The following is a 19,884-nucleotide window of genomic DNA, read 5'->3' as shown; positions in this document are numbered from 1 at the left end:
GGATCAGCGCTTGGTCGCCAGCAGATACAGGCCGACCAGCAAGCCGATGGTGCAGATCCCGGCAACGTAGAGCGCCGGGGCCATCGGGCTGAACTTGAGCAGCGCGGTCACGGCCATCGGGGTCAGGCCGCCGAAGATGGCGTAGGCCACGTTGTAGGAGAACGACAGGCCGCTGAAGCGCACCACCGGCGGGAAGGCGCGGACCATGACGAAGGGCACGGCGCCGACGATGCCGACGCACAGCCCGGTCAGGGCGTACATCGGGAACAGCAGGTCCTTGTGCTCGGCAAGGGTGTGGTAGAAGGTCCAGGAGCTGACCAGCAGCGCCAGGCTACCGGCGACGAACACACGACCCGCGCCGAAGCGGTCGACCAGCCTGCCCGCACCGATGCAGCCCAGGGTCAGCAGGACGATGGCCAGGCTGTTGGCCTGCAACGCCACGCTCGGGGTGAAGCCGTAGACGGTCTGCAATATGGTCGGGGTCATCAGAATGACCACGATGATGCCGGCGGACAGCAGCCAGGTCAGCAGCATCGACAGGACGATGGCGCCACGATGGTCACGCAGCACGGCGCGCAGCGGCACTTCCTCGGCCAGGGCCTTGCGCTGCTGCAGTTCGGCGAATACCGGGGTCTCGTGCAGCCAGCGACGCAGGTACACCGAGAACAGGCCGAACACGCCACCCAGCAGGAACGGGATCCGCCAGGCGTAGTCGGCGACTTCCTCCGGGCTGTAGACGCTGTTGATCAGGGTCGCGACCAACGAGCCGAGGAGGATGCCGGCGGTCAAGCCGGCGGTCAGGGTGCCACAGGCGAAGCCGGTATTGCGTGCCGGCACGTGCTCGGACACGAACACCCATGCCCCCGGCACCTCGCCGCCGATCGCCGCGCCCTGGATCACCCGCATCAGCAGCAGGAGGATCGGCGCCGCCATGCCGATCTGCGCGTAGGTCGGCAGCAGGCCCATGATCAGGGTCGGCACGGCCATCATGAAGATGCTCAGGGTGAACATCTTCTTGCGCCCCAGCAGGTCGCCGAAGTGGGCCATGACGATGCCGCCCAGCGGCCGCGCCAGATAGCCTGCGGCGAAGATGCCGAAGGTCTGCATCAGGCGCAGCCACTCGGGCATGTCCGCCGGGAAGAACAACTTGCCCACCACCGTGGCGAAGAACACGAAGATGATGAAGTCATAGAACTCCAGCGCACCACCGAGGGCGGAGAGCGACAGGGTCTTGTAATCGTTGCGGGTCAGCGGCCGGGCCGGCTGGTCGAGGCTGGAGGGAACCGATGTCATTTTGACTTCTCTTAATGGAAGGTAGAAGCGGGCAGCAAGGCTTATGGAGGCCGGAAAGAACCCCGCACGATAACAAATTGTCCGAAAGCGACACAGATCTACATATTCCGCGCAGATAATCATGACTGCATGGTCGTCGCTGTCTGCGAGGCTCTATATACTGGCCCCTCGTCGAAACCGGTTGCACCCAAGGTGGGATATTGTGCGAAAACGCTGCCAGGCTTGGCCTGGTCGGTTTCGCAGAGTTTCCCTCCGCCGCCTTCGAAGCGAAAACAGTGTAGTGAGTGGGCTGGATCGTTTTTTTGCGGCGTTACTGCGTCAACCAACGAAGCGTCACGGGTCAGAGGCACCCCCGGCATGATTGAGCTCGAACAAGAAGATCCTATCCCGCAAGGCGACCTGGCCTTGCAAATCACCGCACTTCCCCGCGAAACCAACGGTTTCGGCGATATCTTCGGCGGCTGGCTGGTCGCCCAGATGGACCTTGCCGGCACCGCCATGGCCAGCCGTGTCGCCGGCGGGCGCGTCGCCACCGTGGCGATCGATCGCATGGCCTTCCTGGTTCCGGTAGCGGTCGGCGCGCAGCTGTCGTTCTATACCCAAACCCTGGAGATCGGCCGCAGCTCGATCCAGATGATGGTCGAAGTGTGGAGCGACGATCCGCTGTCCAGCGAATGGCGCAAGGTTACCGAGGCGGTGTTCGTCTTCGTCGCCATCGATGGCAGCGGCCGCACCCGCTCCGTCCCGCCTCGTCGCTGACCAGGGCTCGCGCTAAACTCGCAGGTTCTTGCAAGGTCGAAGACCTCACGGCATATCCAACGAGAGCAGCGCATGTCCACACCCAAGGTCGAATCGGAACAACACGGCGAACTCAACTGCTGGCGCATCACCACTGACAGCGCCGAGCTGCTGGTGGCCCAGCAGGGTGCGCAGGTGCTGAGCTACCAGCGACTGGGCGAACCGCCCCTTCTCTGGCTGAGCGACCAGGCCCTGTTCAACCGCGGCAAATCGGTGCGCGCCGGCGTTCCGGTGTGCTGGCCGTGGTTCGGTAATCTGCAGCGCAACCCGCTGGCCGTTCAGCAACAGTTCCAGGGCAGTGACGCCCCGGCCCACGGGCTGGTGCGCGGGCGCGACTGGCAGTTGCTCGGCATCGACAGCACTGGCGACGAGGTGCAACTGTCGTTCGGGCTGCCTGAAACCCAGGGCGCATTGGCCGGCTGGCCGCACAAGGTCGAACTGACCCTCGAGATCCGCCTGGGCGCGCACCTGGCCTTCAACCTCACCAGTCGCAACCTGGGCGATGAAAAAGTCACCCTCAGCCAGGCGCTGCACAGCTACTTCGCGGTCAGCGACGTGCGCTCGGTGCGGGTGGAAGGGGTGAAAGGCCGGGATTACATCGAGACGCTCGCCGACTGGGAACAGCGTACCCAGCAGACGGACCTGGCGTTCAGCGGCGAAACCGACCGTATCTACCTGGATACGCCTGCGGAACTGAGCATCATCGATCCCGCGTGGGAGCGACGTATCCGCATCAGCAGCAGCGGCTCGCGCTCGGCGGTGATCTGGAACCCCTGGACCGAACGCGCCGCGCAACTGCCGGACATGGCCGACGACGGCTGGCAGCGCATGCTGTGCATCGAAACGGCAAATGTGTGGGATGACATCGTCGAGCTGGCGCCGGGCGCGAGTCATACCCTCGGCCTGACGCTCTCCAGCGAACCCCTCTGAACCTGTGCTGTTGCTGATTGCCTCATCGCCGGCAACGCCGGCTCCCACAGGGTGCTGAGCCTGCCGCAGAATTTGTGCCCGACGCGCAAGTTGTGGGAGCTGGCATTGCCAGCGATTGGCCCGACCGGACATACAAGGTCGTGCTTCAGCACTACAGGTCCGCATCCTCCACAACCCGCACCTTCGCCGCATCCATCGCATAGGCCGCATCCGCCAGGTCATTGCTGACCTTCTCGACCTTCAAGGTCCCGCTGACCCACAGCGGCGTGTAGATATCCGCCAGCTTCACACCTTTCGGATAACGCACCAGCACCAGCTGGTTCGGCGGCGGCGGCGGCACGTGGATGCAGGCGCCCGGGTAAGGCACGAGGAAGAACAGGGTGCTGTTGCCCTTGGCATCGGCCTCCAGCGGTACCGGATAGCCACCCAGACGGATGGACTTGCCGTTCATGCCGGGCACGGTCTTGGTCGAGTACATCACCGCCGGCAGCCCCTTGCTCTGCTTCAGGCCGCCCTTGGCGGTGAAGGTGCCCTGGGCCTCGGGCGAGTTGTGGTCGATCTCGGGCATTTCTTCCAGGGCTTTCTGGTCCGACCTGGGCATCAGGTCCAGCCAGTCGGTTTCAGGCAGTTCGGCCCGGGCAAGGGTGCTGCACAACAGCAGTGGGATCAGGAAAAGCGCGCGCATGAAAAAGCTCGGCAACCGTAGGAAAAGTTGCCGAGCATTCTATCCCGCAATCAGTTTCTTTTGATCAGGCCGTAGATCACCAGCAGGATGATCGCGCCCACCACCGCGCCGATGAAACCGGCCGCCTCACCCGCCTGGTAGATGCCCAGGGCCTGGCCACCGTAGGTCGCCGCGAGCGAGCCGCCGATGCCGAGCAGAATGGTCATGATCCAGCCCATGCTGTCGTCGCCGGGCTTGAGGAAGCGCGCGACGAGTCCGACGATCAGGCCGATGAAGATGGTTCCGATGATTCCCATGGCAATCCCTCTGAGTGAGTCCACCACCAAAAGCCTAGTCAGCGCTTCGGTGTCCTGCCATCAGAGGGCTGCCGGTCGGGGAGGTTCAACCCGTGATCAGGGCTTCGACCTGCTGGATCTTCTGTTCCAGCGTGGTCATGTCGGCGCAGCGCAGGGTGGCATGACCGACCTTGCGCCCGGCCTTGAAGGCCTTGCCGTAGTGATGCAGGTGGCAATCGTCGATAGCGACGACCTTGTCCACCGCCGGCACTTCACCGATGAAGTTGAGCATGGCGCTTTCGCCGACCTTGGCGGTCGAGCCCAGCGGCAGGCCGGCCACGGCGCGCAGGTGGTTCTCGAACTGGCTGCACTCGGCGCCTTCGATGGTCCAGTGCCCGGAGTTGTGCACCCGTGGAGCGATCTCGTTGGCCTTCAGGCCGCCATCGACCTCGAAGAACTCGAAGGCCAGCACGCCGACGTAGTCCAGCTTCTCCAGCACGCGACCGGCGTAGTCCTCGGCCAGCGCCTGCAACGGGTGCTCGCTGCTGGCGATCGACAGGCGCAGGATGCCGCTCTCGTGGGTGTTGTGCACCAGCGGGTAGAAGCGGGTTTCGCCATCGCGGGCACGTACGGCGACCAGCGAGACTTCACCGGTGAACGGCACGAAGCCTTCCAGCAGGCAAGGCACGCTGCCCAGCTCAGCGAAAGTGCCGACCACATCGGCGGCGCTGCGCAGGACCTTCTGGCCCTTGCCGTCGTAGCCCAGGGTGCGGGTTTTCAGCACGGCCGGCAGGCCGATGCTGGCCACGGCGGCGTCCAGGTCGGCTTGCGACTGGATATCGGCGAAGGCCGGGGTCGGAATGCCCAGGTCCTTGAACATGCTCTTTTCGAACCAGCGGTCACGGGCGATGCGCAGGGCTTCGGCACTCGGGTAGACCGGGACGAACTGCGAGAGGAAGGCGACCGTTTCCGCCGGCACGCTTTCGAACTCGAAGGTCACCAGATCGACTTCATCGGCCAGCTGGCGCAGGTGGTCCTGGTCGCCGTAGTCGGCACGCAGGTGCTCGCCCAGCGGCGCGGCGCAGGCGTCCGGTGCGGGGTCGAGGAAGGCGAAGTTCATGCCCAGCGGAGTGCCCGCCAGGGCCAGCATGCGGCCGAGCTGGCCGCCACCGATTACACCGATCTTCATGGCAGCGACCTCAGGCCTGGCGCGGGTCTGGATTGTCCAGAACGCTGTCTGTCTGTTCTGCGCGGAACTGCTTCAGCACAGTGTGGAATTGCGGATGCTTGGCACCGAGGATGCTCGCCGAGAGCAATGCCGCGTTGATCGCACCGGCCTTGCCGATCGCCAGGGTGGCGACCGGGATGCCGGCGGGCATCTGCACGATGGACAGCAGCGAGTCGACACCGGACAGCATCGACGACTGCACCGGCACGCCCAGCACCGGCAGGTGGGTCTTGGCCGCGCACATGCCCGGCAGGTGGGCAGCGCCACCGGCTCCGGCGATGATCACTTCGATCCCGCGACCTTCCGCCTCTTCGGCGTACTGGAACAGCAAGTCCGGGGTGCGGTGGGCGGAAACCACCTTCACTTCGTAGGGAATGCCGAGTTTTTCCAGCATATCGGCGGTGTGGCTAAGGGTGGACCAATCGGACTTGGAGCCCATGATCACGCCAACCAGTGCACTCATCGTCGAGCCTCTCCTGCAAGCGTCTTGTGACGCGCCAAAAGCAACGAGCCACGCGGGAAGACCGGCGTGGCTCGTCATACGGATTCTGAATCGACCGGGTCGGCCGAAGGCGCGGGATTATAGCGCAGTCGGGGCAAAGCCGCCCAGCCCCGTTGGTAAGGTCGGGCGATGGCCCGCTGAGAGGCTTCCAGATGCTCGGGCACCAGCCTTGGGGACTACTGTCGAGGCGCACTACCCCAATTGCCAAGGATATCCTTATGCGCAAACGAATACGTACCACCCTGCCCCTGGCCTTCGCCGCCCTGTACCACGCCGCCTTCGTCAATGCCGACAGCGCGTTGACCGTCTGGGTGTTTCCCCACGATGAACTGGTGGACATTTCCAACGAACAGCTCCGGCTGGACTATTTCGACCCCTGGCTGGCAGAGATGCGCGAAATCACCGATCTGCCCGTGCAAATCCGCTTTCAGCGCAACGTTCCCGGCCTGACCGACCTCGACTATCACGCCGACGATCCCTCCCAGTCCCTCGCGGCCTGGTCGGATGCCGCCTGGACATGGCGCCGGCAACAGAACGCGCCAGGCGGCGTCCTGCACAACAAGTACCTGCTGCTGACCCGCCTGCCGCTGGATCCCGGCAACGAAACCCTGGGCCTGGCCCACCAGACCGGCCACGCCGCGATCGCTTCGATACACTCCTATGCCACCCCTGGCCACGAGCTGGGCCATACGCTCAGCGCCACCCACGAGGCGGCCGAAGTCAATTTCAACGGTTGGTTCTGCGAAACCTACATGTTCCCCACCCGTCTGAACGTGCGCTCCAATTGCTACCGCTATTCCGAGGAAAACCGCGCCAACATCGCCCGCTACCTCAGGCGTTCGGGGAATTGACCGCTGCCTGCTCCTGCATGCCCGACTCCAGCTTGCGCCAGAGCAAGCGCACATTGGCCTTGCGTACCAAGGCACATCGATAAAGGCGGATCTCCAGTGGCACATGCCACTGGGGACCGCCACAGATCACCAGTTCGCCCCGCTCCAGCTCGGCCCGTGCCGACAAGCGCGGGACCCAGGCGATCCCAAGGCCTTCCAGGGCCATGCTCTTCAGGCTGTCGGCCATGGCCGTCTCGTAGACCGTGGTGAAACGCAGGTTGCGCTGACGCAGCAGCAGGTTCACCGAGCGGCCGAGAAACGCGCCGGCGCTGTACGCCAGCAAGGGCACGCTGCCCTCGCCTTCAAGATCGAACAAGGGCTTGCCGTCGGGCCCGGCGGCGCACACCGGCAACATCTCGGTGTGGCCCATATGCAGGGACGGGAAGATCTCCGCATCCATCTGCAGCGCCGCATCCGGATCGTAGAACGCCAGCATCAGGTCGCAGCCGCCCTCGCGCAGGGCATGCACGGCATCGCCGACGTTGGTGGCCACGAGGCGCGTGGCGATATTCAGCCCGTCGTTGCGCAACTGGGCGATCCAGCGCGGGAAGAAACCCAGGGCCAGGGAGTGCGCGGCAGCAACCTGGATGACCTCACCCTGCCCACCTTCGAGATGATGCAAATGGCGGAGAACTTCGCTCAACTGGTCGACAACGGTACGTGCCGTGACCAGGAACAACTGCCCGGCGGCGGTGAGTTCAATGGGCGTGCGCGAGCGGTTGACCAGGGTCAGCCCGAGCGCCGCCTCAAGGCTGCGGATCCGCCGGCTGAACGCCGGCTGGGTGACGAAACGGCGCTCGGCGGCCTGGGAAAAGCTGCGGGTGGCTGCCAGCGCACTGAAGTCTTCCAGCCATTTGCTTTCAAGGTTCATGAAACTCTCTCCGAAAGCATGCACCAAATTGGAACACGCTTGATCTCGACAAAACGTCACATGAGACGTTATGCCGTTTGTGCATAGGTTAGCGTGCAACAGCATTGGCCGCAAAAGGGGGCTCGCCCCTAGGATTAGCGCCATTCCGGCATGTGCCGGGTTAATTCGAGATGATATCCATCATGTCCGCTGCTGCATCGTTCCGCATTGAAAAAGACCTGCTTGGCACCCTGGAAGTCCCTGCCGACGCCTACTACGGCATCCAGACCCTGCGTGCTGCCAACAACTTCCATCTGTCCGGTGTTCCGCTGTCGCACTACCCGAAGCTGGTCGTGGCCCTGGCCATGGTCAAGCAGGCCGCTGCCGACGCCAACCGTGAGCTGGGTCACCTGAGCGATGCCAAGCACGCCGCCATCAGCGAGGCCTGCGCCCGCCTGATCCGTGGCGACTTCCACGAGCAGTTCGTGGTGGACATGATCCAGGGCGGTGCTGGTACTTCGACCAACATGAACGCCAACGAAGTGATCGCCAACATCGCGCTGGAGGTCATGGGCCACCAGAAGGGCGAGTACAAGTACCTGCACCCGAACAACGACGTGAACATGGCGCAGTCGACCAACGACGCCTACCCGACCGCGATCCGCCTGGGCCTGCTGCTCGGTCACGACGCCCTGCTGGCCAGCCTCGACAGCCTGATCCAGGCCTTCGCGGCCAAGGGTGAAGAATTCAACCACGTACTGAAGATGGGCCGTACCCAGCTGCAGGACGCGGTACCTATGACCCTGGGCCAGGAATTCCGTGCCTTCGCCACGACGCTGACCGAAGACCTGAACCGCCTGCGCACCCTGGCGCCGGAAGTGCTGACCGAAGTGAACCTGGGCGGTACCGCCATCGGTACCGGCATCAACGCCGACCCGGGCTACCAGGCCCTGGCGGTACAGCGCCTGGCCACCATCAGCGGCCAGCCGCTGGTTCCGGCTGCCGACCTGATCGAAGCCACCTCGGACATGGGCGCCTTCGTCCTGTTCTCCGGCATGCTCAAGCGCACCGCGGTCAAGCTGTCGAAGATCTGCAACGACCTGCGCCTGCTGTCCAGCGGCCCGCGTACCGGCATCAACGAGATCAACCTGCCGGCGCGCCAGCCAGGCAGCTCGATCATGCCAGGCAAGGTCAACCCGGTTATCCCGGAAGCGGTGAACCAGGTGGCCTTCGCCATCATGGGCAACGACCTGGCCCTGACCGTCGCTGCCGAAGGCGGCCAACTGCAGCTGAACGTCATGGAACCGCTGATCGCCTACAAGATCTTCGACTCCATCCGCCTGCTGCAGCGCGCCATGGACATGCTGCGCGAGCACTGCATCGTCGGCATCACCGCCAACGAACAGCGCTGCCGCGAACTGGTCGAACACTCGATCGGCCTGGTCACCGCCCTGAACCCGTACATCGGCTATGAAAACGCCACCCGTATCGCCCGCGTCGCCCTGGAAACCGGCCGCGGCGTGCTGGAACTGGTGCGCGAGGAACAGCTGCTGGACGAAGCGATGCTCAACGACATCCTGCGTCCGGAAAACATGATCGCTCCGCGTCTGGTTCCGCTGAAGGCGTAACCCCACGCACCAACCGTCTCACCAGGTCGAGGGACTAGACACCTCTCACCTTTGAGGGCCCAGGGCTTACACCCCGGGCCCTTTTTTTATGCCTGACAGAAACGCCCCGGATGTCGTAACGTGCCCGGCTACGAACAAGACCGACCATGGAGAATGGCGCATGAATCCGGCGTCCCCCCGTCCCGCCCGCAGCATCATGGTGCTGTACACCGGTGGCACCATCGGCATGCAGGCCAGTGCCGACGGCCTGGCCCCTGCTTCCGGTTTCGAGCAGCGCATGCGTGAAGCGTTATCCACAAGGACGGACCTGGCGCCCTGGCGTTTCCGGGAAATGGCGCCATTGATCGACAGCGCCAACATGACGCCTCATTACTGGTTGCGCCTGCGCGATGCCGTCATCGATGCCGTGGATGGCGGCTGCGATGCCGTATTGGTCCTCCATGGCACCGATACCCTGGCCTACAGCGCGGCGGCCATGAGCTTCCAGCTGCTCGGGCTGGAAACGCCGGTCCTGTTCACCGGCTCGATGCTGCCGGCCGGCGTGCAGGACAGCGATGCCTGGGAAAACCTCACCGGGGCCTTGCAAGCCCTGACCGATGGACAGCCGGCCGGCGTGCAACTGTTCTTCCATGGCGAGTTGCTGCCACCCCAGCGCACCACCAAGGTGCGCAGCTATGGGCGAAACCCGTTCGTGGCGCTCAAGCGCAATGCCCTGACCACTACCGCTTCCACCTTGCCCGCCGCATTGAGCTACCGCCAGCCACGGCAGCCTGTGGATATCGCCGTGCTTCCCCTGGTCCCGGGGATTTCCGCGGATCTGCTGCGTGCAGTTATCCACAGCGGCGCCCAAGGCCTGGTTCTGGAATGCTACGGCAGCGGTACGGGGCCAAGCGACGACCAGGACTTTATCCACGCTCTCGAACAGGCCCATTCCCGTGAACTCGTGGTGGTGGCGATCAGCCAATGCCATGAAGGCGGTGTCGAGTTCGATATCTATGCGGCCGGCAGCCGCCTGCGCCAGGCCGGCGTGCTATCGGGTGGCGGGCTGACCCGCGAAGCGGCTTTCGGCAAGCTGCAATGGTTGCTGGGCAGCGGCCTGCCGTTCGAGGAAGTGCGCCGCCTGATGGAACTGGACCTGGTGTGAAGGCATGCAAATTGCTCGTTTTCCGCACAGTCCACCAGCCCGGTAATCGAGCATGCTGCACTCCCACCTGACCACGCTGCACGCGGTATCCCTGGTCGTGCAGACCTTCCGCGACGAAGCCCTGCTCCAGGGCAGCGGTATCAGCACCGCCGACCTTGGCCGTGCCGACTCGCGCATCACCACGCGCCAGGAAATGCAGGTGTGCGCCAATGCGGTGGCCCGGCGCCGGGATATCGGCCTGGAACTCGGGCGGCGCATGCATGTTTCTTCCTACGGCATGCTCGGTTATGCCCTGCTGTCCAGTGCCACTTTGGGTGACGCTTTGCGCCTGGCGCTGCGCTACCCCGCGCTGCTGGGAACACTTTTCCGCCTGCGCCTGGTCGAGGAAGGCGAGCGCGTCTGGTTCAGCGCCAGCGATTACCGCGAGGAGCCGGAACTGGCGGCGTTCAATGCAGAGTTCTGCCTGGTTTCGCTGAAGGTGATCTGCGATGACCTGCTGGGCAAGCCCCTGCCGCTGCTCGCCGCACGTTTCGCCCATGGTGAGCCGGACTATCGCCAGCAGTACGGGCAAACCTTCACCTGCCCGCTGCACTTCGATGCCGTGGACAACGCCTTCGCGTTCGATCGCAACTGGCTTGAGCAGCCGTTGCCGCTGGCAGACCAGGTTACCCACGGAACCATGAGCGAACGTTGCCGGCAGCTGAACCTGGAATTCACCGGACGCCAGGCCTGGCTCGGGCGGATCCGCCAGTTGCTCGCCGATCAGCTGGGCGCACCCCCGGGGCTGGAGGGCCTGGCGCGACAGATGAACTGCTCGTCGCGCACCTTGCGCCGCCACCTCGGCGAGATGGGCAGCAGCTACCAGCAACTGCTGGACGAGCTACGCTTCGAACGGGCCAAGCATTTGCTCGGTGAAGGGCAGATGCCGATCTACCGGATCGCCGAGGTGCTGGGTTTCAGTGAAACAGCGAGTTTCCGGCATGCGTTCATGCGCTGGAGCGGGGTCGCCCCCAGCCATTTCAGGGCCTGAACCGGCCTCATCGCTGGCAACGCCAGCTCCCACAATGACCGCGTGCACCGCAAGAACTGTGGGAGCCGGCGTTGCCGGCGATCGCCGACACCACAGAAACAAAGCCGGACGCCACCCTTGGCCATATCGATCCCCTTTTGGCCACTTCCACCGTTCAGCCTCACCGCTTTGCACCGCACCATCCGGGAATCAACGCCAGTGCTCCGGAGAACAACAAATGCTGACGATCTATTCCGATGACCACCGCCTGCACCACGGCCGCTGCGAGCTGATCGACGGGCAACTCATGCCCTGCTTCGAAATGCCGTCGCGCGCCGACCACGTCCTTGAGCGGGTCAAGGCACGCAACCTTGGCCCCATCAGCGGCCCTACGGATTTCGGCCGCGCCCCGCTGCAGCGGGTGCACAGCGCCGATTACCTGAATTTCTTCGAAGGCGCCTGGGCGCGCTGGGCCGAACTGGAGCGCGACGGCGACCTGCTGCCGTTCACCTGGCCGGCCCGTACCCTGCGCTCGGTCAAACCCACCAGCCTGCTGGGCGAACTTGGCTACTACAGCTTCGATGCCGGTGCACCGATCACCGCCGGCACCTGGCAGGCCGCCTACAGCGCAGCGCAGGTCGCCCTGACCGGCCAGGCCGCGATCCAGGCCGGTGCCCATAGCGCCTTCGCCCTTTGCCGTCCGCCAGGGCACCACGCCGCCAGCGACGTGATGGGCGGCTATTGCTACCTGAACAATGCCGCCATTGCCGCCCAGGCCTTCCTCGACCAGGGCCACCAGCGCGTGGCGATCCTCGATGTCGACTACCACCATGGCAACGGCACCCAGGAAATCTTCTATACGCGCAGCGACGTGTTGTTCGCCTCGATCCACGGCGATCCCCAGGCGGAATTCCCGTTCTTCCTCGGCTATGCCGACGAACACGGCGAAGGCGATGGCAAGGGCTACAACGTCAACTACCCGCTGCCCGCCGGCAGCGACTGGGCCACCTGGAGCGCCGCCCTCGACCAGGCCTGTGAGCGGATCGATGCCTACGCCCCGGACGTGGTGATCGTGTCCCTCGGCGTCGACACCTTCAAGGACGACCCGATTTCCCAGTTCAAGCTCGACAGCCCCGACTACCTGGCCATGGGCGAGCGCATCGCGCGCCTGGGCAAGCCGACCCTGTTCGTGATGGAAGGCGGCTACGCGGTGGAAGAAATCGGCATCAATGCCGTGAACGTTCTCGAAGGTTTCGAACGCAGTCAACAGGAAGCCCAAGCATGACCCGACTCAAGCGCCTGCTCGCCCCCCTGCTGTGTACCTCCCTGCTCGCCGGCAGCCTCCAGGCCGCCGCCGAACCGCGTACCTTGCGGGTCTACAACTGGTTCGACTACATCACCCCACAGACCCTGACCGACTTCCAGAAGGACGGCCAGGTCAAGCTGGTGTACGACATCTTCGACACCAACGAGGCCCTGGAAGCCAAGCTGCTTACCGGCAACTCCGGGTATGACGTGGTGGTGCCGTCCAACGTGTTCCTGGCCAAGCAGATCGAAGCCGGGGTATTCCAGCCACTGGATCGCAGCAAGCTGCCGAACTGGCAGCACCTGGATGCGGCCTTGATGAAGCTGATCGAAGCCAACGACCCGGGCAACAAGTTCGCCGTGCCCTACATGTATGGCACCGTGCTGATCGGCTTCAACCCGGCCAAGGTCAAGGCCGCGCTGGGCGACAACGCACCGGTGGACAGCTGGGACCTGATCTTCAAGGAAGAGAACATCGCCAAGCTCAAGCAATGCGGCGTGGCGCTGCTCGATTCGCCGTCGGAAATCATGCCGCTGGCCTTGCAGTACCTGGGCCTGTCGCCGAACAGCAGCAAGCCCGAGGACTACAAGAAAGCCGAAGCGCTGATGCTGAAGATCCGCCCGTACATCACCTACTTCCACTCCTCCAAGTACATGGCCGACATCGCCAACGGCGATATCTGTGTGGCGGTGGGCTATTCGGGCAGCTTCTCGCAGGCGGCCAACCGGGCGATCGAGGCGAAGAACGGCGTGGTGGTGGATATGCGCCTGCCGAAGGAAGGCGCACCGATCTGGTTCGACATGCTGGCGATTCCGAAGGGCGCGGCCAATCCCGAGGATGCCCATGCGTTCATCAACTACCTGTTGCAACCGAAGGTGATTGCGCCGATCAGTGATTTCGTCGGGTATCCGAACCCGAACAAGGACGCGACGGAGCTGGTGGCGCCGGCGATCCGCAACAACCCGAACCTGTACCCGACGGCAGAGGCGATGACCAGGCTGTACACGTTGCAGCCTTTGGGCCGGGATGCGGAACGGGCTCGGACCCGGGCCTGGACCAAGATCAAGGCCGGGACCTGATGGCCTCATCGCGGGTAAACCCGCTCCCACAGGGATCGCGTGCACCGCAGACCTTGTGGGAGCGGGTTCACCCGCGATAGGGCCCTAATGAACAGCAAATACCTTCACCCGTTCCACACCTTCCTAAGCTTGCCCAAAGCCTCGGCAATCCCGGCCTCCCCCACCGCCGCAAACCCCAGCACCAGCCCCGCAGTCTTATCCACAGTCCCCGGCAGCCAGTAATCCCCCAACCCATTCAGCTCCACCCCTGCCTCCAGCGCCTTTTCCACCAGCCAGCGCTCCCGTTCGGGGTTATCCACATCCACCTTCACATGCAGCCCAGCAACCATTTCCGGCAATGCGCCAACACCGGAGATATCCACAGGCCAGCCCGCGATCAACGCATTGCGGCGGCTCAAGGCCGCCCGACGCATGCGCCGGATATGCCGCTGGAAATGCCCCTGGGCCATGAACTGCGCCATCACCGCCTGCGTACCTGCCTCCGAATGCCGCACCATCAGCGCCCTGGCGCGGGAGAACGGTTCCACCAGTTGCTTCGGCAATACCAGGTAGCCCAGGCGCAACGCCGGAAAGGCCACCTTGCTGAAGGTGCCGACGTACAGCACCCGCCCGCTGCGATCAAGTGCCGCCAGCGGCGCCAACGGCGCGCCGCTGTAGCGGTACTCGCCGTCGTAGTCGTCCTCGACGATCCAGCCATCGCTGCGCTCGGCCCAGGCCAGCAATTCCAGGCGCCGGGCCAGGCTCATGACCACCCCGGTGGGGTACTGGTGAGACGGCGTGACATAGGCCATCCGGCAGTTCTTCAACGCTGCCAGTGCGGTGCAATCCAGTCCCTCGCTATCCACCGCAACACCGTGCACCGTCGCCCCCGTCAACCCGAAGGCACACCCGGCAGCCCGGTACCCCGGGTTTTCCACAGCCACCCCCACTCCAGGCTCCAACAGCAGCTGTGCACAAAGGCTGATTGCCTGCTGCGCGCCGGTGGTGATCACAATTTGTTCAGGCGTGCAGGAAAGCCCCCGCGAACGCCGCAGGTAGGCGGCGATGAGTTCCCGAAGCAGCGGTTCCCCCGCCGGGTCGCCGTAACCGAGCGATTGCGCATGCGGATTTCGCCAGAAACCCGCCTGCAGCTTGGCCCAGACCTCGAACGGGAACAGATCGAACGCCGGTACGCCAACGCGAAATGCCCGGGGCGGACCGCTTCGTGGCGTAGGCAAATGGTGGGTTTCGAGGCGAAAAATCGGAGCATTGTGGATAACTTTACTGGATGAATCGCCAGTATTTCCCAGCAGAAATGTGGATAAACCTGTTGATAAACCCCGGGATAACCCTGTGGACATTTTTGTGGATACTTTCGTGGACAGCTTCGGCAGCTGACTGACGTAGGTGCCATCACCAACCCGGCTTTCGATGAAGCCCTCGGCGTAGAGCTGGTCGTAGGCGCGCACCACGCTGTTGCGCGACAAACCGAGGATCGCCGCCATGTCCCGGCTCGCCGGCAAGCGCGTGCCACTGCCGAGGCGTCCGTCCAGCACCCGTGCACGCAGGGCTTGGTAAAGCTGGCGGGTCAGGCCCTGGCGGCGGTCGAGGACAATACCCGAGGGATCGAAAGGCAGGGAAACGGACGGCTCGTTCATAACGATTGGACCCAGAAAACTGACCTGAAATGGCTCTTACACTGAACCAATAGCCTGCCTAGGATGAAGCCATTCGCCAAGGAAAAATTCTCCATGTACACACCCAGCGCGTTCAGAGACGACGACCTGCAAAGCCTGCACGCCCATATCGGCAACACCCGCCTGGCCGTATTGATTACCCACGGGGAACAGGGCCTGCTGGCCACTCATGTGCCACTACTGCTGGATCCGCAGTCGGGCGAGAAAGGCACGCTCTATGGCCATATGGCCCGCGGCAACAAGCAGTGGCGTGACCTGGAAAGCGGTGCCGAGGTGCTGGTGGTGTTCCCGGGCGCCGATGCCTATGTCAGCCCCGGCTTCTACCCGAGCAAGGCGCAGGACCCACGCACCGTACCAACCTGGAACTACGTCGCCGTGCACGCCTGGGGCATACCGGAAGTTATCCACGATGCAGAACCGTTGCTGGCGATCGTCCGCCGCCTCAGCGACCGCCACGAGCAGGGCCGCGAGCGTCCCTGGTCGGTGGACGACGCCCCTGCCGACTACCTGGACGGCATGCTCAAGGCCATCGTCGGGTTCGCCATCCCCATCGAACGCCTGCAATGCAACCGCAAACTCAGCCAGAACCGCTCGGCCATCGATCGCGAAGGCGTGCGCAGCGGCCTGGCCGCCAGCGCCGATCCGCTGGACAACCACCTCGCTGCCCTGATGCAGCAACCCTGAAGGAACGTGTCACATGCCAACCGTACAGATTCTCCCGGTCAGCGCCGCCAGCCATGAGGCCTGGTACCCGTTGTGGCAAGCCTACCTGCGCTTCTACCAAACCGCCCTGCCCGACACGGTCAGCGCCGTGACCTGGCAGCGCTTCCTCGAGCCGTCCGAGCCGACCAATGCCGCCCTGGCCTGGGTCGATGGCGAGGCGGTGGGCATGGTCCACTGGATCTACCATCGTTCCAACTGGTCCGTGGAAAACGCCTGCTACCTGCAGGACCTGTACGTAGAGAGCACGCAGCGCGGCCTGGGCATCGGTCGCCAGTTGATCGAGCACGTCTACGCCCAGGCCGCCGAAGCAGGCTGCGCCAAGGTCCACTGGCTGACACACGAAACCAATGCCACCGCGATTTCCCTGTACGAGCAGGTCGCCGAACGCCCTGGCTTCATCCAGTTCCGCAAGCAGATTCCGTAAGCCGAGGTGCATCGATGAGCAACAATCTGAACTGGCATCCGGCCAGGGAGCCGCAGGCCGAGCCGTTGACCGGCCGCTTTATCCGTCTGGAAAAACTCGATCCGCGCCAGCATGGCGATGATCTCTGGGAGGTGCTGCAAGGTCGTGAGTCAGACGGCAAGCTGTGGGACTACCTGCCTTATGGTCCTTTCACCGAGCGTGCGCCGTTCGATCAATGGCTGGAAGGCAATGCCGCCAGTCGCGATCCGCTGTTCTACAGCGTGATCGACCTGGCCAGCGGGCAGGTGCAGGGCATTCTCAGCCTGATGTCCATCGTGCCGGCCCAGGGCCGTATCGAGGTCGGGCACATTGCCTTCGGTGCGGCGATGCAGCGCACGCCCAAGGGCACCGAGGCGGTGTACCTGTTGAGCAAGCTCTCGTTCGAGCTGGGCAATCGTCGGCTGGAATGGAAATGCAACAACGCCAACGCCCGCTCCAAGCGCGCGGCGGAGCGTTTCGGCTTTACCTACGAGGGGGTGTTCCGCAAGCATATGGTGGTCAAGGACCAGAACCGCGATACGGCCTGGTACTCGATCACCGATGACGAATGGCCGGCGATTGCCGCCGCCTATGAACGCTGGCTGAGCGCCGACAACCAGCGCCCCGAGGGTCAGCTCAGGACGCTGGAAGCCTGTCGCGCCGAAGCCTAGCGGCTTACTTCAGCTGCTTGGCCAGGAGTTCGATATGCTCCGGGCCGATACCGCAGCAACCACCCAGCAGACTGGCGCCGCGTTGGCGCCAGTTCTGCGTCCAGTGCAGGTAGCCCGGTGGGTCGAGATCTTCACGAAGCTCGTCGAGGCCATCGTTGGCAGTGGCATCCTTCGGCTGCGGCGGGAAGGCGTTGGCATAGGCACCAACGGAGATATCCACAGCCAGGCGCTTGAAGGTGGCCAGGGCCGCATCGATGGCATCGCCGATCACTTCCGGTTGGCTGCAGTTGAACAGCAGGGTCTGCACGCCCAGTGCCGCCACGGCTTCGGCCGCTTCGCTGACCGGCTCGCCGGAACGCAGGCGCGGTACGTTATCCACATCCTCGTCCTGCAAGGTGAACGAGACCCAGAACGGCTTGCCGTCCTGCGGCAGGCCGGCACGGATCGCCTGGACCTCGGCAATGGCGCTCTGGGTTTCCGCCAGCCATAGGTCGACGTGCTCGGACAGGCCTTCGACCAGCGGAGTCAGGACTTCGCCAACCCGCTCGGGCTGGTAAAGATCCGGGCGATAGGAACCGAACAGCGGCGGCAGCGAGCCGGCGACACGAACCTTCTGCGGTCCGGCATCGGCCGCCGCGCGGGCCAGTTGCCCGGCGGTACTGGCCAGGGCGCGGCCCTCGTTCTTGAACCGCTCCTCACCAATATGGAAAGGCACCACCGCGTAGCTGTTGCTGGTGATCACCTGCGCACCGGCATCGATATACGCCCGATGCACCGCCACCACTGCCTCCGGCGCCTCGCTCAATGCGAGCGCCGACCACTCCGGCTGGCGGAACGGCGCACCGCGGCGCGCCAGTTCCCGGCCCATGCCGCCATCAAGAATGACCAACGACTTTTCGCCCATATAACACTCGCTTCTATAAATATAAATAAAACGTATTAGTGCGCACCTACTTATAACTATTTAATACCTGATACGTTTTGTCTTACAACTTTTCCGGTGATTCCCATGCAACTTTCCTCTCTGTTGGGCGCGGGCCTGCTGGCCTTGACCGCTGCCACCCAAGCCTTCGCCGGCGCCACCCTGGACCGTGTGGAATCCCGCAAGGAACTGGTCAACGTATTGATGGAAAGTTATCCACCGTTTTCCTTCCTCAATGAACAAAACCAGCTGGATGGCTTCGACGTGGACGTGGCCAAGGCCGTGGCCGAAAAGCTGGGCGTGAAACTGCGTCTGGAAACGCCATCGTGGGACGTTATCGCCGCCGGCCGTTGGAGCGGTCGCTATGACATCTGCATTTGCTCCATGACCCCGAGCAAGGCTCGCGCCGAGGTGTTCGATTTCCCGGTCGAATACTACGCCTCGCCAGCGGTGATCGTGGTCAACGCCAAGGATGAGCGCATCCACTCGGCCAAGGACCTGAACGGCCTCAAGGTCGGCCTGACCAGCGCCTCCAGCTACGAAAGCTACCTGAACAAGAACCTGGTGATCGAAGGTGCCGAGGACCAGAAGATCGATTACCCCTTCGATGCGGTACAGATCGCCCCGTACGACACCGACAACGTGGCCTTCCAGGACCTGGGCCTCGGCGCTGGCGTGCGCCTGGATGCCATCCTTACCAACCTGGTCACCGCCCAGCCGCGCCTGAACGAAGACAAGCGCTTCAAGCTGGCCGGTGCGCCGCTGTATGAAGAGCCGAACTCGGTCGCCATCGAGAAAGGCGACGCCGAATGGAACGCCAAGGTCCGCGAAGTCTTCGCCCAGCTCAAGGCCGACGGCACCCTGGCCAGGCTGTCGAACAAATGGATAGGCGCCGACATCAGCAAATGAGTGCCCACGAACCCTCGCCCAAGCCCGCCGCCTCGCGCGCGGGCCTGCCGCTACCGGGCTTCCGGACGCGGCTGTACCTGACCTGGCTGGTCCTGCTGCTGGTGTTCGTAGGTTTCTTCCTGAGTTTTGATCTGAAGTTTTCGATCATCGTCGAGAAGTTTCCAAACCTGGCGGGCTTCAAGCTCGGGCCGAACGGCTTCCTCCAAGGGGCGGCGCTGACCCTGTTCCTCTGCCTGTGCTCGATGGTCTGCTCGGTAGCGCTGGGCTTCGCCGCTGCACTGGCGCGCCTGTCGAGCAGCGCGGTGCTGCTGGGCGTAGCGAGCTTCTACACCTCGTTCTTCCGCGGGACGCCGCTGCTGATCCAGATCCTGCTGATCTACCTCGGTCTGCCGCAGATCGGCCTGGTACCGGGCGCGATCAGTGCCGGGATCATCGCCCTGTCGTTGAACTACGGCGCCTACCTCAGTGAAATCTTCCGCGCCGGCATCCTCGGCGTCGCGCCGGGCCAGCGCCAGGCCGCACTGGCGCTGGGCATGAAGCCGGCGACCATCTTCTGGCACATCACCCTGCCCCAGGCCATGCGCACCATCATTCCGCCGGGCGCCAACCAGTTCATCTCGATGCTCAAGGACTCGTCGCTGATCTCGGTGATGGGTGTGTGGGAAGTGATGTTCCTGGCGCAGTCGTATGGACGCTCGAGCTATCGGTACCTGGAGATGCTGACCACCGCGGCGTTGATCTACTGGTTGCTGTCGGTGGCGCTGGAATTGGTGCAGGCGCGGCTGGAGGGGCATTTCGGCAAAGGCTTCGAGCGGTAACCGCCTGGTTGTGAAGCACCACGTACCCTGTGGGAGCGGGTTCACCCGCGATTACTTCAGTGAATTCACCGCCGCAATCGCGGGTAAACCCGCTCCCACAGGGTAC

Annotated in this window: 21 protein-coding genes; 13 read left to right on the top strand and 8 right to left on the bottom strand. The window is 63.9% G+C overall.

Annotated elements, in window-relative coordinates:
- Positions 1-3: 3 nt before the first annotated feature.
- A complete protein-coding gene (locus tag ACKLLE_RS24425) occupies positions 4-1,293 on the bottom strand; it encodes an MFS transporter (RefSeq protein WP_420059305.1) in 1,290 nt (429 codons plus the stop codon).
- 357 nt (positions 1,294-1,650) lie between these two features.
- Here ACKLLE_RS24425 and ACKLLE_RS24420 point away from each other — a divergent pair, with 357 nt between their 5' ends.
- Positions 1,651-2,052, top strand: coding sequence for an acyl-CoA thioesterase (locus ACKLLE_RS24420; RefSeq protein ID WP_009402429.1), 402 nt, complete (start codon positions 1,651-1,653; stop codon positions 2,050-2,052).
- 72 nt (positions 2,053-2,124) lie between these two features.
- Positions 2,125-3,021: a D-hexose-6-phosphate mutarotase gene (locus tag ACKLLE_RS24415; protein ID WP_420059304.1), complete on the top strand. Its 897-nt coding sequence runs from the start codon at positions 2,125-2,127 to the stop codon at positions 3,019-3,021.
- A 151-nt stretch (positions 3,022-3,172) separates the two neighbouring features.
- Here the strand turns inward: ACKLLE_RS24415 and ACKLLE_RS24410 are convergent, their stop codons facing one another.
- From ACKLLE_RS24410 to purE, 4 genes are all read right to left on the bottom strand, one after another.
- A complete protein-coding gene (locus ACKLLE_RS24410; RefSeq protein ID WP_064302195.1) occupies positions 3,173-3,706 on the bottom strand; it encodes a DUF3299 domain-containing protein in 534 nt (177 codons plus the stop codon).
- A gap of 50 nt (positions 3,707-3,756) precedes the next feature.
- Positions 3,757-4,002, bottom strand: a complete 246-nt coding sequence (locus ACKLLE_RS24405; RefSeq protein WP_009402432.1) for a GlsB/YeaQ/YmgE family stress response membrane protein — start codon at positions 4,000-4,002, stop codon at positions 3,757-3,759.
- Positions 4,003-4,087: 85 nt separating this feature from the next.
- A complete protein-coding gene (locus ACKLLE_RS24400; protein WP_064302194.1) occupies positions 4,088-5,170 on the bottom strand; it encodes a 5-(carboxyamino)imidazole ribonucleotide synthase in 1,083 nt (360 codons plus the stop codon).
- 10 nt (positions 5,171-5,180) lie between these two features.
- Entirely contained in the window at positions 5,181-5,672 is a 492-nt protein-coding gene (gene purE, locus ACKLLE_RS24395; protein WP_009402441.1) for a 5-(carboxyamino)imidazole ribonucleotide mutase, read from the bottom strand.
- A 257-nt stretch (positions 5,673-5,929) separates the two neighbouring features.
- Between purE and ACKLLE_RS24390 the strand changes: the two genes are divergently transcribed.
- Positions 5,930-6,562: a hypothetical protein gene (locus tag ACKLLE_RS24390; RefSeq protein ID WP_240500604.1), complete on the top strand. Its 633-nt coding sequence runs from the start codon at positions 5,930-5,932 to the stop codon at positions 6,560-6,562.
- Here the strand turns inward: ACKLLE_RS24390 and ACKLLE_RS24385 are convergent.
- Positions 6,543-7,472, bottom strand: coding sequence for a LysR substrate-binding domain-containing protein (locus tag ACKLLE_RS24385; protein ID WP_420059303.1), 930 nt, complete (start codon positions 7,470-7,472; stop codon positions 6,543-6,545). The two genes, ACKLLE_RS24390 and ACKLLE_RS24385, sit on opposite strands and share 20 nt — an antisense overlap.
- A gap of 182 nt (positions 7,473-7,654) precedes the next feature.
- On the opposite strand from ACKLLE_RS24385, the gene aspA reads away from it, so the two are divergent.
- From aspA to ACKLLE_RS24360, 5 genes are all read left to right on the top strand, one after another.
- On the top strand, positions 7,655-9,079 hold the full coding sequence (gene aspA / locus ACKLLE_RS24380; protein ID WP_009402447.1) for an aspartate ammonia-lyase: 1,425 nt from the start codon (positions 7,655-7,657) through the stop codon (positions 9,077-9,079).
- A 160-nt stretch (positions 9,080-9,239) separates the two neighbouring features.
- The gene (locus ACKLLE_RS24375; RefSeq protein ID WP_420059302.1) at positions 9,240-10,223 is read left to right on the top strand and encodes an asparaginase; all 984 of its coding nucleotides are present in this window, start codon (positions 9,240-9,242) and stop codon (positions 10,221-10,223) included.
- A gap of 52 nt (positions 10,224-10,275) precedes the next feature.
- Positions 10,276-11,253, top strand: a complete 978-nt coding sequence (locus ACKLLE_RS24370; protein WP_064302191.1) for an AraC family transcriptional regulator — start codon at positions 10,276-10,278, stop codon at positions 11,251-11,253.
- Positions 11,254-11,470: 217 nt separating this feature from the next.
- Positions 11,471-12,517, top strand: coding sequence for a histone deacetylase family protein (locus ACKLLE_RS24365; protein ID WP_064302190.1), 1,047 nt, complete (start codon positions 11,471-11,473; stop codon positions 12,515-12,517).
- A complete protein-coding gene (locus ACKLLE_RS24360) occupies positions 12,514-13,617 on the top strand; it encodes a polyamine ABC transporter substrate-binding protein (RefSeq protein WP_420059301.1) in 1,104 nt (367 codons plus the stop codon). The genes ACKLLE_RS24365 and ACKLLE_RS24360 overlap by 4 nt, the downstream gene beginning before the upstream one ends.
- 104 nt (positions 13,618-13,721) lie before the next feature.
- On the opposite strand, the gene pdxR is transcribed toward ACKLLE_RS24360, so the two are convergent.
- Positions 13,722-15,254: a MocR-like pyridoxine biosynthesis transcription factor PdxR gene (gene pdxR, locus ACKLLE_RS24355; RefSeq protein ID WP_420059300.1), complete on the bottom strand. Its 1,533-nt coding sequence runs from the start codon at positions 15,252-15,254 to the stop codon at positions 13,722-13,724.
- 93 nt (positions 15,255-15,347) lie between these two features.
- On the opposite strand from pdxR, the gene ACKLLE_RS24350 reads away from it, so the two are divergent.
- From ACKLLE_RS24350 to ACKLLE_RS24340, 3 genes are read left to right on the top strand one after another with little or no spacing between them, the layout of a single operon-like run.
- Positions 15,348-15,977, top strand: coding sequence for an FMN-binding negative transcriptional regulator (locus tag ACKLLE_RS24350; RefSeq protein ID WP_064302188.1), 630 nt, complete (start codon positions 15,348-15,350; stop codon positions 15,975-15,977).
- Positions 15,978-15,990: 13 nt separating this feature from the next.
- Positions 15,991-16,440, top strand: coding sequence for a GNAT family N-acetyltransferase (locus ACKLLE_RS24345; RefSeq protein ID WP_064302187.1), 450 nt, complete (start codon positions 15,991-15,993; stop codon positions 16,438-16,440).
- A gap of 14 nt (positions 16,441-16,454) precedes the next feature.
- A complete protein-coding gene (locus ACKLLE_RS24340; RefSeq protein ID WP_009402459.1) occupies positions 16,455-17,129 on the top strand; it encodes a GNAT family N-acetyltransferase in 675 nt (224 codons plus the stop codon).
- Between the two features lie 4 nt (positions 17,130-17,133).
- On the opposite strand, the gene ACKLLE_RS24335 is transcribed toward ACKLLE_RS24340, so the two are convergent.
- A complete protein-coding gene (locus ACKLLE_RS24335) occupies positions 17,134-18,033 on the bottom strand; it encodes a homocysteine S-methyltransferase family protein (RefSeq protein WP_064302185.1) in 900 nt (299 codons plus the stop codon).
- A 105-nt stretch (positions 18,034-18,138) separates the two neighbouring features.
- Between ACKLLE_RS24335 and ACKLLE_RS24330 the strand changes: the two genes are divergently transcribed.
- On the top strand, positions 18,139-18,960 hold the full coding sequence (locus ACKLLE_RS24330) for an ABC transporter substrate-binding protein (RefSeq protein WP_009402462.1): 822 nt from the start codon (positions 18,139-18,141) through the stop codon (positions 18,958-18,960).
- The gene (locus tag ACKLLE_RS24325) at positions 18,957-19,778 is read left to right on the top strand and encodes an amino acid ABC transporter permease (protein ID WP_420059299.1); all 822 of its coding nucleotides are present in this window, start codon (positions 18,957-18,959) and stop codon (positions 19,776-19,778) included. The genes ACKLLE_RS24330 and ACKLLE_RS24325 overlap by 4 nt, the downstream gene beginning before the upstream one ends.
- Positions 19,779-19,884: the final 106 nt, after the last annotated feature.

The organism is Pseudomonas bharatica (assembly GCF_048586865.1).
GTDB lineage: Bacteria > Pseudomonadota > Gammaproteobacteria > Pseudomonadales > Pseudomonadaceae > Aquipseudomonas > Aquipseudomonas bharatica.
This window is presented reverse-complemented; position numbering and strand designations above follow the sequence as displayed.